14 protein-coding genes are annotated in these 15611 nt (G+C 29.5%); 6 read left to right on the forward strand and 8 right to left on the reverse strand.

Translation table 11 applies throughout. From position 1 onward, the window contains the following. Positions 1 to 136: 136 nt before the first annotated feature. Positions 137 to 757: a fasciclin domain-containing protein gene (locus tag BWR22_RS09175; RefSeq protein WP_083678268.1), complete on the reverse strand. Its 621-nt coding sequence runs from the start codon at positions 755 to 757 to the stop codon at positions 137 to 139. Positions 758 to 970: 213 nt separating this feature from the next. On the opposite strand from BWR22_RS09175, the gene tpx reads away from it, so the two are divergent. The 6 genes from tpx to ribB all read left to right on the forward strand — a co-directional run bounded on the left by tpx (position 971) and on the right by ribB (position 8774). Further along, on the forward strand, positions 971 to 1477 hold the full coding sequence (tpx, locus tag BWR22_RS09180; protein ID WP_076733389.1) for a thiol peroxidase: 507 nt from the start codon (positions 971 to 973) through the stop codon (positions 1475 to 1477). Continuing rightward, the gene (locus tag BWR22_RS09185) at positions 1470 to 1841 is read left to right on the forward strand and encodes a diacylglycerol kinase family protein (RefSeq protein WP_076733390.1); all 372 of its coding nucleotides are present in this window, start codon (positions 1470 to 1472) and stop codon (positions 1839 to 1841) included. The genes tpx and BWR22_RS09185 overlap by 8 nt, the downstream gene beginning before the upstream one ends. 106 nt (positions 1842 to 1947) lie before the next feature. Then, positions 1948 to 4359, forward strand: coding sequence for an FtsK/SpoIIIE family DNA translocase (locus BWR22_RS09190; RefSeq protein ID WP_076733391.1), 2412 nt, complete (start codon positions 1948 to 1950; stop codon positions 4357 to 4359). Between the two features lie 16 nt (positions 4360 to 4375). Then, positions 4376 to 5017 (forward strand): LolA family protein, encoded by a 642-nt coding sequence (locus tag BWR22_RS09195; RefSeq protein WP_076733392.1) that lies wholly within the window; start codon positions 4376 to 4378, stop codon positions 5015 to 5017. A gap of 77 nt (positions 5018 to 5094) precedes the next feature. Continuing rightward, complete coding sequence (locus BWR22_RS14475; protein ID WP_241828202.1) at positions 5095 to 7515, forward strand: LptF/LptG family permease; 2421 nt, start codon at positions 5095 to 5097, stop codon at positions 7513 to 7515. 107 nt (positions 7516 to 7622) lie between these two features. Beyond that, positions 7623 to 8774, forward strand: a complete 1152-nt coding sequence (gene ribB, locus BWR22_RS09205; RefSeq protein ID WP_076733393.1) for a 3,4-dihydroxy-2-butanone-4-phosphate synthase — start codon at positions 7623 to 7625, stop codon at positions 8772 to 8774. Here ribB and BWR22_RS09210 read toward each other — a convergent pair whose 3' ends face one another. The 7 genes from BWR22_RS09210 to BWR22_RS09240 all read right to left on the reverse strand — a co-directional run bounded on the left by BWR22_RS09210 (position 8775) and on the right by BWR22_RS09240 (position 15528). Continuing rightward, positions 8775 to 10022 carry a hypothetical protein gene (locus BWR22_RS09210; RefSeq protein WP_076733394.1) on the reverse strand — a complete coding sequence of 416 codons (1248 nt, stop codon included), beginning with the start codon at positions 10020 to 10022 and terminating at the stop codon, positions 8775 to 8777. A gap of 23 nt (positions 10023 to 10045) precedes the next feature. After that, a complete protein-coding gene (locus tag BWR22_RS09215) occupies positions 10046 to 10837 on the reverse strand; it encodes a T9SS type A sorting domain-containing protein (protein WP_076733395.1) in 792 nt (263 codons plus the stop codon). 43 nt (positions 10838 to 10880) lie between these two features. After that, complete coding sequence (locus BWR22_RS09220; RefSeq protein WP_076733396.1) at positions 10881 to 11873, reverse strand: hemagglutinin protein; 993 nt, start codon at positions 11871 to 11873, stop codon at positions 10881 to 10883. A 22-nt stretch (positions 11874 to 11895) separates the two neighbouring features. Then, positions 11896 to 12918, reverse strand: coding sequence for a hypothetical protein (locus BWR22_RS09225; RefSeq protein ID WP_076733397.1), 1023 nt, complete (start codon positions 12916 to 12918; stop codon positions 11896 to 11898). Between the two features lie 156 nt (positions 12919 to 13074). Next, complete coding sequence (locus BWR22_RS09230) at positions 13075 to 14268, reverse strand: DegT/DnrJ/EryC1/StrS family aminotransferase (RefSeq protein WP_076733398.1); 1194 nt, start codon at positions 14266 to 14268, stop codon at positions 13075 to 13077. Between the two features lie 104 nt (positions 14269 to 14372). After that, on the reverse strand, positions 14373 to 14828 hold the full coding sequence (locus BWR22_RS09235; protein ID WP_076733399.1) for a thioredoxin family protein: 456 nt from the start codon (positions 14826 to 14828) through the stop codon (positions 14373 to 14375). Positions 14829 to 14898: 70 nt separating this feature from the next. Then, positions 14899 to 15528 (reverse strand): NAD(P)H-dependent oxidoreductase, encoded by a 630-nt coding sequence (locus tag BWR22_RS09240; RefSeq protein ID WP_076733400.1) that lies wholly within the window; start codon positions 15526 to 15528, stop codon positions 14899 to 14901. Positions 15529 to 15611 lie beyond the last annotated feature (83 nt).

A 15611-nucleotide genomic window follows, 5' to 3' on the forward strand; every position in this document is an offset into this window, starting at 1 on the left:
AAATTGATTGTTACTATTTAATTATAGTTTTAGACTATTGTTTTTAAAAAATCAATAAATCTAAGTTATTAAAAATAAAAAAAGCCACTTCTAAATGAAGTGGCTTTTTTAAGCGTCTTAATAAATCCCTAGTAAATTAAGACTTAGGTAATAAAACTGTATCAATTACATGAATAACACCATTAGATTGATTAACATTAGCAATAGTTACCATTGCAGAATTTCCATTTGCATCTGAAATGTAAACGTCTTCTCCTTTTAACCAAACTGTAATAGTTCCTCCACTTACGGTTTTAATTTCGGCCTTTCCATTACCTCTTTTAATCATTTTTAAAACCTCTTTTGTATTCCATTTTCCTTCAACAACGTGGTATGTTAAAACAGTTTGTAATGCTTCTTTATTTTCTGGTTTTAGTAAAGTTTCTACTGTACCTTCTGGTAGTTTTGAGAATGCTTCGTTAGTTGGTGCAAAAACGGTAAAAGGTCCTTCTCCTGCTAACACATCTACCAATTCTGCAGCTTTTACAGCCGCAACCAATGTTGTATGATCTTCAGAATTTACAGCATTTTCGACAATGTTTTTAGAAGGATACATTGCTGCTCCACCAACCATTACGGTTTTTTCTTTCATCATTTTCTCTTTCTTCATTTTCTTAACAGCATCTTTTCTCATTACTTTTTCTTGTGCAAATACTCCAACAGTTATTAATAAAGAAAGTGCAAATACTCCAGTTTTTAAATAATTTTTGATTTTCATAATTTTTAGTTTTTAAGTTTTTTTTTAAACTCTTAGTTGCTTTATAAACGTTGAAAATTCCTCTACGGTTTTTTTACTTATTGCCTTTAACAATTAATTAACTAAATTGACATATTGTAAATAAGGAAATCGTTTGTTAAAAAAATTAATACTTTGTTAAGTATATATTTATTTAAGAATGTCTACTTTTATCAAACCAAAAAAATATTAAAAATGGCAACAATAACATTAGGCGGAAAGCCAATTGAAACTTTAGGAAGCTTACCAAATATTGGAGAAAAAGCTCCTGATTTTACTTTGACATTAAGTGATTTATCTACAAAAAACTTATCTGATTTTAAAGGACATAAGGTTTTATTAAATATTTTCCCAAGTGTAGATACTGGAGTTTGCGCTCAGTCTGCCAGAGCTTTTAATAAAGAAGCTGCTGAAATGAATAATACTAAAGTATTATGTATTTCTAGAGATTTACCATTTGCACAAGCTCGTTTTTGCGCTGCCGAAGGTTTAGATAATGTATTAATGTTATCTGATTTTAAAGATGGAAGTTTTGGAAAAAATTATGGTTTAGAAGTTTCTTCTGGTTCGTTTGCAGGTTTACATTCTAGATGTGTAATTGTTTTAGACGAAAATGCTGTTGTAAAATATACAGAACAAGTTCCAGAAATTGGAGAAGAACCAAATTATAAAGCTTCTTTGTACGCCTTATTAGATGAGTAAAAAAAAAGACTCATTTGTTGTTAATAGAATTAAAAGCTTAGGTTACGCTTTTAAAGGCGCATACCTATTAATTACTACAGAAGCCAGTATAAAAGTGCAATTTTTTATTGGTGTTATAATGACTATTGCCGGAATTTACTTTAATCTTACTGCCACAGAATGGTGTATACAAATTTTGGTTATCGCTTTAATATTAGCAATTGAAGGTGTTAATACAGCTATTGAAGAAATAGCAAACTTTATACATCCAGACCATCATCCTAAAATAGGTTTAATTAAAGACATAGCCGCAGGTGCTGTTTTTATTGTTGCTATCGCAGCTATAATAATAGGTTGTATTATTTATTTACCAAAGATTTTTTAAAATAAAAGCAAATAAAATTTACGTTAATAAAATCTTTAATTACAGATTGTATTCATCAAAATAATAAATTGAATTTGTTTATTTTTACGCAATCTAAAATCCTAAAATGGCGAAAGCAAAATCTAAATCAAAAACTAAAGCAACTAAAAAAAAGTTTAGCATAAAAAAGCCTAACTTAAAGCTAACAAGTCAACAAAAATTAATTTTTGGTAGTCTTTTAGTGCTTTTAGGTGTTTTAATTTTTATTGCTTTTTTATCTTTTTTATTTACAGGTAAAGCAGACCAAAGTGTTTTAGGTGAGTTTCCATCTAGAGCAGTTGAAACAAAAAATTGGGCTAGCCAAAGTGGAGCTTGGATTAGTGATTTATTTATACAACGTGGATTTGGTATTGCTTCCTTTATTTTTTCTGGATTAATTTTTTTATCTGGAATATATATTCTTTTAGATTTAAAAAAGGAAAAACTTTTTAAGCATTGGTTTTGGGGAACCATTATAATTATATGGACATCTACACTACTTGGCTTTTTAGCTCCACAAACTGGAGTTCTAAGCGGCACAATTGGTTTTGAGCTTAATATTTTTATTCAAGATTATATAGGTAAAATAGGTGTTGTTTTATTATTAATTTTTGGACTTATAACTTATTTAGCCATTAGATTTGGTTTTACTCCAGAACGTATTGCAGCATTATTTAAAAGTGCAAAAAAGGATATAAAATCTGAATTTGAAGACGCCTCAAAAGAAAGTAGTGTTCCTATTGATAACACTTTAACCGAAGAAGCTGAAGCTATAAAAACAGCTTTCGACGTTAAAGAAGAAACAGAACCAACTATATCAAATCATTCAAAAATTACCGAATTAGTTGTTGAAGAAAAAGAAAAACCATCAACTAATTTTGAAATAGAAATTGCTAAAGAAGAGGAAGAAGAAATAGAAATTAAAGTAGAAAAAGTTGTTGAAGAAAAATCTGAAATTGATAACCTTTCTGATAAACTAGTTGCCGACTTTGGACAATTTGATCCTACTCTAGAATTAAGTAATTATCAATTTCCTCCTTTAGATTTATTAAAAAAATATGATAACGAAGGCGTAACTATTAATCAAGAAGAACTTGAGGCAAACAAAAATAAAATTGTAGATACCTTAAATAATTATAAAATTGGTATTGCAAGCATTAAAGCCACAATTGGACCAACAGTTACACTTTACGAAATTGTACCAGAAGCTGGAATAAGAATTTCAAAAATTAAAAATTTAGAAGACGACATTGCACTGTCACTTTCAGCATTAGGTATTAGAATTATTGCTCCAATTCCAGGAAAAGGAACTATAGGTATAGAGGTACCGAATACAAATGCCACTATAGTATCTATGCGTTCTGTAATTGCCTCTCAAAAATTTCAAAACACTAAAATGCATTTACCAATAGCTATTGGTAAAACCATTAGTAATGAGACTTTAGTAATAGATTTAGCAAAGATGCCACACCTATTAATGGCCGGTGCAACAGGTCAAGGAAAATCGGTTGGTTTAAATGCTGTATTAACTTCTTTACTTTACAAAAAACATCCTGCTGAAGTAAAATTTGTTTTAGTAGACCCTAAAAAAGTAGAACTTACTTTATTTAACAAAATAGAAAGACATTATTTAGCAAAACTTCCTGATGAAGCCGAAGCTATTATAACAGATAATACTAAAGTTATTAATACACTTAACTCTTTGTGTATTGAGATGGATAATCGCTACGAAATGCTTAAAAATGCATTGTGTAGAAACATTGTAGAGTATAATAAAAAGTTTAAAGATCGAAAATTAAACCCAAATGATGGCCATGCGTTTTTACCATATATAGTATTAGTTGTTGATGAGTTTGCAGATTTAATTATGACGGCAGGAAAAGAAGTTGAAACTCCTGTTGCACGTTTAGCACAACTTGCACGTGCTATTGGTATTCATTTAATTATTGCTACGCAACGTCCATCGGTTAATGTAATTACAGGTATTATAAAAGCAAACTTCCCAGCAAGAATAGCATTTAGAGTTTCTAGTAAAATTGATTCTCGCACCATTCTAGATGCTGGAGGAGCAGACCAACTTATAGGTCGTGGAGATATGCTATATACACAAGGTAACGACATGATTAGAATACAATGTGCCTTTGTAGATACTCCAGAAGTAGAAAAAATAGTAGATTTTATAGGTGCCCAAAAAGCTTATCCCGATGCTTATTTACTTCCAGAATACGTTGGTGAAGAAGGTGGCACGAGTCTTGATATAGATATAGACGATAGAGATAAATTATTTAGGGATGCTGCCGAAATTATTGTAACAGCTCAACAAGGTTCAGCTTCTTTATTACAACGTAAATTAAAATTAGGTTATAATAGAGCAGGTAGAATTATAGATCAATTAGAAGCTGCTGGCATTGTTGGAGGTTTTGAAGGAAGTAAAGCAAGACAAGTTTTAGTACCAGATTTAATTGCTCTCGATCAATTATTAGAAAACGAAGGTCAATAAAATTTAAATTTTAAAAATGAAAAAAATATTATTAGTATTAGCATTAATTATTTCTAGTATAACATTTGCTCAAAATGATGCAAAAGCAAAAACACTTTTAAACGAAGTTTCTACAAAAGTTAAAAGTTATCAAAATATTGCTATAGATTTTAAATATGTTTTAGATAATGCATCAGAGAATATTAAGCAAGAGACGCGTGGTGATGTTATAATGCATGGTGACAAATACAAATTAAATATTCTTGGTGTAACAAGAATATTTGATGGCAAAAAACTATACACTATTAGTCCTGAAGACGAAGAAGTTACTATTTCTTCAGATAACGATGAAGATGAAAACACAATTACACCAAGTAAGATGTTATCATTTTACGAAAATGGTTTTACTTACAAAATGGATATTGTTCAAAATGTAAAAGGAAGAAAGATACAATATGTAAAACTAACACCAATGGACTCTAACGCTAGTATGAAATATGTTCTTTTAGGTATAGACGCAGAGACAAAACATATTTATAACCTTATTGAAATAGGAAAAAACGGAACAAAAACAACACTTACTGTTAATTCTTTTAAAACAAACGAGCCTATATCGAAAACCTTGTTTACTTTTGACGAAAGTAAGTACAATGACTACTTCATCAATAAATTAGATTAATAGTATTAGTGAAAATATTAGATAGATACATATTAACTTCTTATCTAAAAACTTTTATCAGCGTGTTTATAATACTCATGCTGATTTTTGTATTACAAGCTATTTGGTTATATATTAAAGAATTAGCTGGTAAAGATTTAGATGTTATAACAGTTTTAAAATTTCTGTTTTACATTACTCCTACACTAATACCTTTAATTTTACCACTTACAATACTGCTAGCATCTATAATGGTTTTTGGAAATTTTGCCGAAAACTATGAGTTTGCAGCTATGAAATCTACAGGTATTTCATTGCAACGTGCCATGGCTAGTTTAAGTGTTTTTATAGTGTTTTTAAGTATACTAACCTTCTTTTTTAGTAATAACATTATTCCAAAGGCAGAATACGAAAGCTTTAACTTGCGAAAAAATATTGCCAAAATGAAACCTGCAATGATGATTGCTAAAAGTCAATTTAATCAAATTGGTGATAATTTTAACATAAGAGTTGCAAACAAAACAGGTGATCGTGGTCAATTTCTAGAAGATGTAGTTATACACAGAGGGCAAGTTAAAAAACCAGGAAATTATGTTACAATAATTGCTGAAACAGGAGAATTAGTAAGCTCTGAAGACTCTGAAGTACTAAAACTAATCCTTTTTGATGGTTATTATTACGATGATACTCCACCAAATAAATATAAAGAAAAACAAAAAAAACCTTTTGTAAAAAGTATATTTAAAGAATATACAATGAATATAGATTTATCTCAACTCAATGCAGTAGATTTAAACGAAAAAAACACAGACAATAAGTATTCTATGCTTACTGTTAACGATTTAAAATACACCACAGATTCTTTAATAGTTGAACACAAAAAAGAATACGATAAATTTGGAACCACATTATATAATAGAACTAATGCTGCTACAATAAATATCTCTGTAGACACAAAAAAAGACACAACATATACTGGTAGTATTTTAGATTTATATAATACTAAACAAAAAGTACAATTATTAGACTATTCTATTAATTCTATAAATAGTACAAATCAAATAGTTGCTGCGATAGATTACAATTTTAAAGTAAAAACCATACTACTAAATAAACATATAATGGCTTTGCATGAAAAATTTGCATTAGCGATTGCTTGTATTATTCTATTTTTTGTTGGTGCTCCATTAGGTGCACTTATTAGAAAAGGAGGTTTAGGACTACCAATGGTTATTGCAATTGTTATATTTTTAAGCTACCACTTTATTGGAATTTTTGCAAAAAACAGTGCAAAAGATGGTACTTTTAATCCTGTTTTAGCCTCTTGGTTCTCCACATTAATTATGCTTCCTTTAAGTATCTATTTAACAAGTAGAGCTACTAAAGATCGTGGCCTTTTAGAAACCGATGGTATACTAGAGCCACTTAAAAAATTCTTTAAAATTAAAACTAAAAAAATAGAGTCTACAACAAAGGTTTTTAATGTAAATTCTAATGAATATAGTTTGTTTAAAAATTTAGAAAACAATAAACTTATTGATATTGTTAGAGACTACAGAGATCACGATTACACAGTACAACATAAAAATACTGCTATTTCAGTATTAACTTCTAGAGGTATTACAAGACAAGAACTTAAAATGGCAGGCCATTTAAATAAAGATTTCTTAGAAGAAGCTAAGGCACTTAAAAACGCTTATGTAGAAGATTCTAAACTGGCATTTATAATGTACGCTATTGGTGTTGGCTTAATATTATTAGGAAGAATTTTAATTAATAATAATTTTCCTCTTATTGGAAATATACTTTTTGTTATTGGAATTATAGGATTTATAATTTTTCTATTTGCTTTAACACAATCATTTTCTAAGCATACAAATTTATATAAGCACTTAGACAAGAATAATGGAATAAACGGTATTTTATTTTATGTTTTTGGCCTTCCTTTATATTTTATAATCTTTTTTATTCAAAAATCTCAAATTAAAAAAGAATTACACGCAATAGAATTTGACACTAAAAATAACATTACAAAAGAAACAGATATTGAAACAGAAAATAAAATAATTAAAACTCCTCTTAATAAAGAGAGTAAGCTTTTAATTAAAATTTCTGTAACCACTGTTATTCTAGCAATAGTAATGTTTGTACTTTACTTTGTATTTGCAAATAATAAATTACCACAGTATGCTTCTGCTGCAATACAATTAAGCTGTATATCATTAATAGTATCTCTTTTTTATTATATAAAATCTTTAAAAGAAAAAAAGGATAACATAAGTGTTTATTCAAAAAAAGAAAATAAATCTAAAGCTTTAGAAAAAACAGTTATACAACCGTTAAATAAGAGCTTTACTACACTTTCAATTTCAACAACAGTTTTAGCTGTAGTATTATGTATACTCTATTTTGTATTAAACAATAATAAACTACCTCAATTTGCTTCAGCTGCAATTCAACTAGGTATTATTTCTTTTATAGTAAGTATTTTTTACTTTATTAAAAGCAAAATAAAATAGTATAATTATTAAGTTATTTTTTATCTATTAAGAAATAGACAAATCAAATATCAATTCAAATAAAATAATCGTAAATAAGCAATATATTTGTTGCACAAAGCATAACTATGATTACTAAAACCGAACCTAAAGTGGAGTTTAAACTAAATACAATACAAGAGGCTATAAACGATATTAAAGCCGGTAAAATTATTATTGTTGTCGATGATGAAGACAGAGAAAACGAAGGTGATTTTTTAGCTGCTGCAGAGTTAGTTACTCCCGAAATGGTAAATTTTATGGCAACTCATGGAAGAGGTTTAATTTGCACACCTTTGACTGAGGAACGTTGTAAAGATTTAGGTTTACATATGATGGTTACTAATAATACAGATCCTATGGAAACAGCGTTTACAGTTTCTGTAGATTTAAAAGGACAAGGTGTAACTACTGGTATTTCTGCAAGTGATCGCGCGTTAACAATAAAATCTTTAGTTAATAAAAACACAAAACCGTTTGATTTAGCAAGACCAGGACATATATTTCCTCTAGTAGCAAAAGAAGGTGGCGTATTACGTAGAACAGGACATACAGAAGCAGCTATAGATTTTGCTCGATTAGCAGGCTTAGAACCAGCTGGTGTTATTGTTGAAATTATGAACGAAGATGGCACAATGGCTCGTTTACCACAACTTGTTGAAGTTGCCAAAAAATTCGATTTAAAACTAGTTTCTATTGAAGATTTAGTTGCTTATAGAATGGATCATGATTCTTTAATAGAAAAGAAAGAAGATTTTAATATTGAAACTCGATTTGGGAGTTATAGATTACGTGCCTACCAACAAACAACTAATGACCAAGTACATATAGCACTTTCTAAAGGTACTTGGGCTACAAACGAACCAGTATTAACTCGTGTAAATTCAACATTAGTAAATAATGATATTTTAGGTACTTTAACTAATAACGCAGATAAAAAATTAGATGATATGTTTCGCGTTATTAACGAAGAAGGAAAAGGTGCTATTTTGTTTATAAATCAGCAATCGCAATCCTTAAATTTATTAAAACGTTTAAGTATTTTAAAAGAAAAACAAACTGAAGGACAAATTACAAAAGCACCAGCAATTGCAATGGACAGCAAAGATTTTGGCATTGGTGCACAAATTCTTCACGATTTAAACATACATAAACTAAAATTAATCTCTAACTCACAACAAACCAAGCGTGTTGGCATGATTGGTTATGGATTAGAGATTGTAGATTACGTTAATTATTAATTATTCGGTATAAGTAACTTTAACGCTGCAAATACCAAAATCTGCTGTTCCCCAAGTAGAAGTTGGCGTCACTCTAATAATATATTGTCTATTACTTTCAATTGTAAATGGTGTATTATGAGTTAATGTCATACCTGAACTTGAACCACCAAAAGTTGATGTTGAAAACAAAATGCTAAATATTGATGTTGTTTGGATACCGGATAATACCGCACATTGTAAGTTTACATTACTTGCATTACTTGAATCTCTTAAATAAAAAGTCATAGAAGTAACCGTAGCTCCTTGTGGTAAAGTTAAAGGCGCAACTAAAAAACCATTACTCGATGTTTTTTGGGCAAACGCACCAAAATTAACATAATTAACAAATGTAAGAGCCTGATTGGATGTAAAAGCTACTGCAGGAATAACAATATTTTTCTCACTACTTGCAGACACCGCACTATCTACATATTCTTTTACAGCCTGTTCAGTAGGTACTTTATTATCACTATTATCTGCAAATGTGCCATCCGTAGAAAACTCATTAATTCTTGTTCCGTTTTGTAGTCCTAATCCCAAATAAGAAAGTGTCATTAAATTTTCATAGCCTGTTGCTGTTGTTAAATCAGAATCGATTTCGAATCTTAAAAAATCATTTCGGTTTTCAATTTTATAGAAACTATGTGAACCTGTTTCAGCACCATTTCTAAACTCAATTTTAGATCTATCACTAAAAGAGGGAACCACGAGTTTGATACCTGCACTATCTGCATCATTAATTTCTAAAAGTTCGGTTGGAGCACTTGTACCAATACCTACATTTTTAGATATTACGTGTACATTATCTATTTCACTTTCCCAAGATTTATCTCCAGAAGTAATTGCATAAGGCACAGCTTTAAATTCTGTTGTTCCCATATCTACAAGCCCATCACCAATATTAATTAATACTTGTAAGAAATGAGAATCGCTTGCCCAATCTATAGTATTATAAGTAGGACTACCAGATGTTGGTGTTCCTTCTCCAATATTAACTATAATAATTCCATTATCATCTGTTGTAGGTGTATGGGTTTCTGAATATACATTAGTTTGCGCTACACCTTTTAAAATATTAAATTGTACCTGGATAAGGTCGTTAGAAATTAAAGTACCATTAACATCTTTTACTACTGCTTTATAATTAATACTTTGAGCGTGGGCAATCGAAAATAATACTGAAATCCCAAATATTAATATAGTTGTTATTTTATATAAATAATTCATAATTGTAAGTTTTATTGTTTTTATTATTCTTTAATAATGCGCTTTATAGACGTAGATAACTCTGTTTCTAATTTCAATATATAAACACCAGAAGGCAAACTACTTAATGATATTGTTAGAGGATTATTAACCTCCATAACTAGTTTACCTGTTATATCAAAAAGTTTAGCTAAGTGTATTGTTTTTTTAGATTGTATTGTTATAGAATCTTTAGTAGGATTAGGAAACACTTTTGTTATTAAATCTACCTTTTCATCTTCTCCAACGCTTAAAGTATCAAACATTATTGAGGTTAATCCAGGTTCGTAACCTGCAAAATAGTCTTGTGTTGTTGTAGCGTCTATATTAGAATTATAGAAACTATCCAAAACGCCTAATGCTCCTACAGCAACAGGATCTGTATTGTCTAAAAATGTCATTTCGCCTGTCATTGGCATATTTGTAACAGAAAAAGAAACCAAATCTATATGCTCACCACTTACATGAGAAATTAAAGATTGTCCTGGCGGATTGTTAAATTGAAAAACATCTCTACTTCCATCTCCCAAACCTTGACTTGTTAAAAAAGCTGCATCGTATTCTTGCAAACTCCAAACACGTCCAGGTAGCAAGCTATTAGCATTAATTAAATCTGCAGAACCAGCTGGCATTGTTAATGTAAAACCCATATCTGATGCATCTGTACTTGCATCGAAATCTGGAATAGCTACAATTTTAAAATTATAATTATCTGTATTTACTATACCATAAGTATAGGATTGTGCATTACAAATCGAAAAAAATAGTAATGCTAAAATTGAGTAAAAAGTTTTCATGATTTTTGTTTTTATTGAATTGATTAATAGTATTTTTCGTTAATTAATTTCCCTCAGGAATTGTTGTATTTATTGTAAATGTTGGTGAGTTAAAACCATTCTCTGGATGCTGTAATACGTTATCCTTAATAATATTGCTATCGTTATCCGAGCCAGAAAAGCGTCCACCTCCAGACATATCTACATCTATTAGCAAATAACCAACAGATGTATAGGTAGCAGAATTAAATCCATTTAATGGATCGTTTAATATTTCATCTTTAATAATATTTGCGTCGTTACCTGGACCAGAAAAACGTATTTCACCATTAGAATTAGTATCTCCTGCCCATAAGGCCAAATCACCATTTGATAAAGCAATTTGAGCATTAGTACCATAAGTAGCTGTTGTGCTTGAGGTGAAGTTTATAGCTGTACCAGTTTCTGTAACAGCAACAGGATTTGCACTCATAACACCTAAGTGATTTCTATGTTTTAAAACGATATAATAATTTTTTGGAACAACACCTAAAGTTATATCCGAAACGCCATCTAATGCAACAACATCTCCATCACGTTGTAATAATGCAGATGTTCCTTTTATTATATTAGAAACATCCATTTCATCTCTAAATTCTAACCAAACCCAATCTACTATATCATCTTCGAAAGCACCAAGACTAGATGTTCCTCCCAGATTAAATACACTTACATCAACGGTTTTTCCATCTCCAAAAGGAGAAGCTATAGGTAATAAACCAAGATCTCTTAAATCATCATTCATCAATCCATTAGTTTCTGTATTTATTGCTGCTCCTTGCAAAAAGACTTTTGGGTTAATTTTAATTTTTATAAATCGAGATAAAAAACCTTCAGAAATTTTAATAGTTGCACTAGTACGCTCTGCAACATTTACCTCTCCAATGGTATATATAATACTAACGTTTCCATTTGTTAAGTTTGCACCTCCACTATCAATACTAAATTTATCGATACTTTGAGCTGTACTAATTACATTGCAACTCAAAATGAGTAATACGAATAAAATTGCCTTCATAATTTTAATTTTTAAATGATTATTATTTATAAGTTATAAATTGAAAATTGCCTTGAATTAAAGCACCTGCAGAGTTATAAAGGTAGACTAGCAAGTTATTATTAGAACTACTTACTCGAATATTGCTTATAGCAGAGCTGCTACTTGTAACATTAGTGGTGTAATGCGACCAAAAATAATTCTCTCCATAAATTGAAATTTCATATCTACTATAAGCTGCATCCCATACAACAGTAAAATTGTTAGAACCAGATGAAACTACACTAGAGCTTTGTACAAAACCATAAGCAACAGGACCCACCGCTGCGGTTGTTTGCACAGAAGTATCTTCAAATTGTACAGATTTAAATTTTGCTGAACCATCACTATTTATAGCAGCCACAATATTACTACCATTTTGCATTTCTATAAACTGAGAACCAGAAGTGGAACCAGCAGGAACAATAAGTTCTACTAAATCTTTTCCTGTAGGATGATCTTGTGTTTCAATTCGAACAGTATTATTTATGCCTATTGGCTGGAGTACTGAAAAAGTATTAAGTGGTGCATTAATTCCAATACCTACATTACCTTCACTGTAAAAAGTATTATTATCATTAACATTCCAAACTGAGTTTTCTACATCTTTAGCTACTAATGCATAGGGCACAGCGTTAAATTGTGTTGTTCCTAAATCTACTAAACCAGATCCTGTATTTAACTGCACGTTAAGAAAATGTTCATCGTTTTGCCAATTTATAGTAGAAAAATTGTTTGCAGTGACACCTTCACCAATATTTACTATTATAATACCATTATCATCGGTATTAATTGTGTGGGTTTCTTGATAAACATTATTAGAAAGTGCTGCTCCTTCATATATTATAAACTGAATACTTACCGGTTGAGATTCCATTATATTACCAGAAGCATCTTTTATAACTGCTTTATAATTTATACTATTTTGAGTATAACCACTTAAGGCAAATAAAAGAGTAATTAATATTGTAAAGATAAAATTACTCTTAACTTGTTTTAGTTGCTGATTAGCGCCTGAATAATTCATGATTTTTGGTTTTTGTTGAAATGATTAATAGCTATTCATTTCTTATTTATGTCACAAAAACCAAAAGGTTAACATTTATATTAAAAAAAAATAAAACAAAAAAAATCCCTTTTAAGCCAACGCCTAAAAGGGATTATATAATAATTTAAAATAATTTTATAATGAACTTAATATTGCTTCTTTCATTTTTCTTGCTCGACTTCTAACCTCTTCTTCTGTCCATGATAACTTGATAAGACAAGAAATATTTCTCCCAATATAGTGATCACTTTGAGTAAATGTTTTTTTACTAAGCAAGTTTAATGCATCTTTAATATCTTTAGATAATGGATATAAAGATTTAGCGTCTTTTAAATGATTCCATTTTCTAACATAATGCCAATTATTATCAAAATAATTCCAACAAGCATCAACTCCGTGATCTTTAAAAGCTTCTATAGTTTTTCTTGCTATTTCTACATCTGGCATAAAGAAATTAAAAAAAGCATAGCTCTCCTCTCCTCCCTTAGGCACAGTTCTAAAGGTAACTTCTGGAATTTCAGATAACGTTTCCCTAAGTATTGTATAGTTTTTTTTTTGAACTTCTAAAAACTCTGGCAATCTCTTAATTTGAGCTAAACCAACAGCTGCATGTAATTCCGAAATTCTAAAATTATACCCTAAAAAAGGATGTGTTTCTGCACCTCTATCATTCCCTTCATGATCGTGGCCATGATCACTAAAATGGTCTGCATTTATATAATATTCTTTATTGTTGGTTATTACTGCTCCTCCTTCTCCACAAGTAACGGTTTTTACAAAATCGAAAGAAAAACAACCTAAATCACCAATACTACCTAATGGTTTATCATTATATCGACCACCAATAGCTTGGCAAGCATCTTCTACTAATAATAAATTATGCTTTTTACAAACTTGTGAAAGTGCTGTCATATTTGCCATACTACCACACATTTGCACCACCATAACAGCTTTAGTTTTTGGAGTAATGGCTTTTTCTACAGCTTTAGCATCAAGACCTAAAGTATCATCTATATCAACTAAAACAGGTATTGCTCCAAGTAATAAAATGGCTTCAAAACTAGCTACAAAAGTAAAAGTTGGCATAATAACTTCATCTCCAGCACCAACTCCAGCACTTGCTAAAGCCACAGAAACTGCAGAGGTTCCATTAGACACCAATTGAGCGTAATCGCACTCTAACGAAGTTTTTAATTCCTCTTCAAGCTCTTTTGCTTTCCAATGCCCATTTCGCATTCCATCAAAACCATAACGCATTAAAATACCATTGTCTAATACATCTTGTAATTCCTCTCTTTCTAAATCTCCAAAGCGTTCAAATCCTGGCATATTTCTTTTTTTAATTCGGTCAAAAATAGTTGAATTAAAGCAAAAAAAAAAGCCTGCTAACTCAAAGTTTAAAAGGCTTTTAAATTTCTATAATACTTTCAATATCATTTAATAAATCCGTCTATAAATGCGAAATGCCTATCTGTTTCTCTTAAAAATGTATAGCCTGTTAATTCACCTATAACATCTAATTTATTATTTAAAACTACTAAATTGGGGTAACCTCCTTTTTTATTATATTTTTTTACTAATATTTTATTTTTCTTCTTTTGCTCTGGCGTTATAATATCTAAACGTCTTGGCATGTCTACCTTCAATAAAATAAAATTTTCTGCTTTTTTTTCAAAAGACTCAGTATTAAAAAAGTCTGTTTTAAGCATTTTACAAGGGCCGCACCAATCACTGCCAGTAAAATACATTAGTATAGGCTTATCTGATAGATTAGATTCTTTTTTTGCCTTTTCGAAATCTGTTAACCAATTAAGATTAGGGTAATCTTCATCTTGAGAAAATCCTTGAAAAGAAATACATATTAGGAATAAAAAAAATAAGTTTTTCATAAATACTTTTGAGACTTAAATATTACACTATAAATATACAATATACCAAGAATCTTGCCAAAAAAATGTATTACGTAAATAACACACTAGAGTTAATATCTTTACGTACTTTCTTAAGCTTAGACATAAAATCATTTTCAGCTCTATAACCTATTGGTAAAACTAAAACAGATTGTAATCCTTTAGATTTTAATTTTAAAATTTCATCATATTTACTAGGCTCAAAACCTTCCATTGGGCAAGCATCAATTTTTTCTAAAGCACAAACGGTTAATAAATTTCCTAATGCTAAATATGCTTGTTTTATACTCCATTCCTTAATTTCCTTTTCTGTTTTTCTTTCAAAATCATCAATTAAAAAATTTTTAAAAGGATTTAATATTTCATCTGGTGTATTACGAGTAGATTTTACTAATTTAAAATAGTTTTCTATAAATATCTTATCTATTATAGTTTCTATACAAATAACAAAAACGTGAGATGCTTGAGCAATCTGTTCTTGATTCATAGAATAACTTACTAAATCCTTTTGCAATTTTTTATTATCAATTACAACTAACTTAATAGGTTGCAGTCCATAAGAAGTTGCTGTTAAATTAAAGGCATTTAAAAGAATATCTAATTTTTCTTTAGAAACTATTTTATCTTCATCAAAAGATTTAGTTGCGTAGCGCCATTGTAAAGCTTCGATTACGTTCATATATTTATATAATAACTTTCTGCAAAAATAGAATTACATTCGCAATAAAGACAATAAAGTCTAATAAATTAAAATGATATAAC

Source organism: Lacinutrix venerupis, assembly GCF_001971745.1.
Classification (GTDB): Bacteria; Bacteroidota; Bacteroidia; order Flavobacteriales; family Flavobacteriaceae; genus Lacinutrix; species Lacinutrix venerupis.

Excerpts from the sequence above, each read along its gene's own strand:
- BWR22_RS09175 (WP_083678268.1), bottom strand. The coding sequence starts at position 757 with ATGAAAATCAAAAATTATTTAAAAACTGGAGTATTTGCACTTTCTTTA.
- tpx (WP_076733389.1), top strand. The coding sequence starts at position 971 with ATGGCAACAATAACATTAGGCGGAAAGCCAATTGAAACTTTAGGAAGC.
- BWR22_RS09185 (WP_076733390.1), top strand. The coding sequence starts at position 1,470 with ATGAGTAAAAAAAAAGACTCATTTGTTGTTAATAGAATTAAAAGCTTA.
- BWR22_RS09190 (WP_076733391.1), top strand. The coding sequence starts at position 1,948 with ATGGCGAAAGCAAAATCTAAATCAAAAACTAAAGCAACTAAAAAAAAG.
- BWR22_RS09195 (WP_076733392.1), top strand. The coding sequence starts at position 4,376 with ATGAAAAAAATATTATTAGTATTAGCATTAATTATTTCTAGTATAACA.
- BWR22_RS14475 (WP_241828202.1), top strand. The coding sequence starts at position 5,095 with ATGCTGATTTTTGTATTACAAGCTATTTGGTTATATATTAAAGAATTA.
- ribB (WP_076733393.1), top strand. The coding sequence starts at position 7,623 with ATGATTACTAAAACCGAACCTAAAGTGGAGTTTAAACTAAATACAATA.
- BWR22_RS09210 (WP_076733394.1), bottom strand. The coding sequence starts at position 10,022 with ATGAATTATTTATATAAAATAACAACTATATTAATATTTGGGATTTCA.
- BWR22_RS09215 (WP_076733395.1), bottom strand. The coding sequence starts at position 10,837 with ATGAAAACTTTTTACTCAATTTTAGCATTACTATTTTTTTCGATTTGT.
- BWR22_RS09220 (WP_076733396.1), bottom strand. The coding sequence starts at position 11,873 with ATGAAGGCAATTTTATTCGTATTACTCATTTTGAGTTGCAATGTAATT.
- BWR22_RS09225 (WP_076733397.1), bottom strand. The coding sequence starts at position 12,918 with ATGAATTATTCAGGCGCTAATCAGCAACTAAAACAAGTTAAGAGTAAT.
- BWR22_RS09230 (WP_076733398.1), bottom strand. The coding sequence starts at position 14,268 with ATGCCAGGATTTGAACGCTTTGGAGATTTAGAAAGAGAGGAATTACAA.
- BWR22_RS09235 (WP_076733399.1), bottom strand. The coding sequence starts at position 14,828 with ATGAAAAACTTATTTTTTTTATTCCTAATATGTATTTCTTTTCAAGGA.
- BWR22_RS09240 (WP_076733400.1), bottom strand. The coding sequence starts at position 15,528 with ATGAACGTAATCGAAGCTTTACAATGGCGCTACGCAACTAAATCTTTT.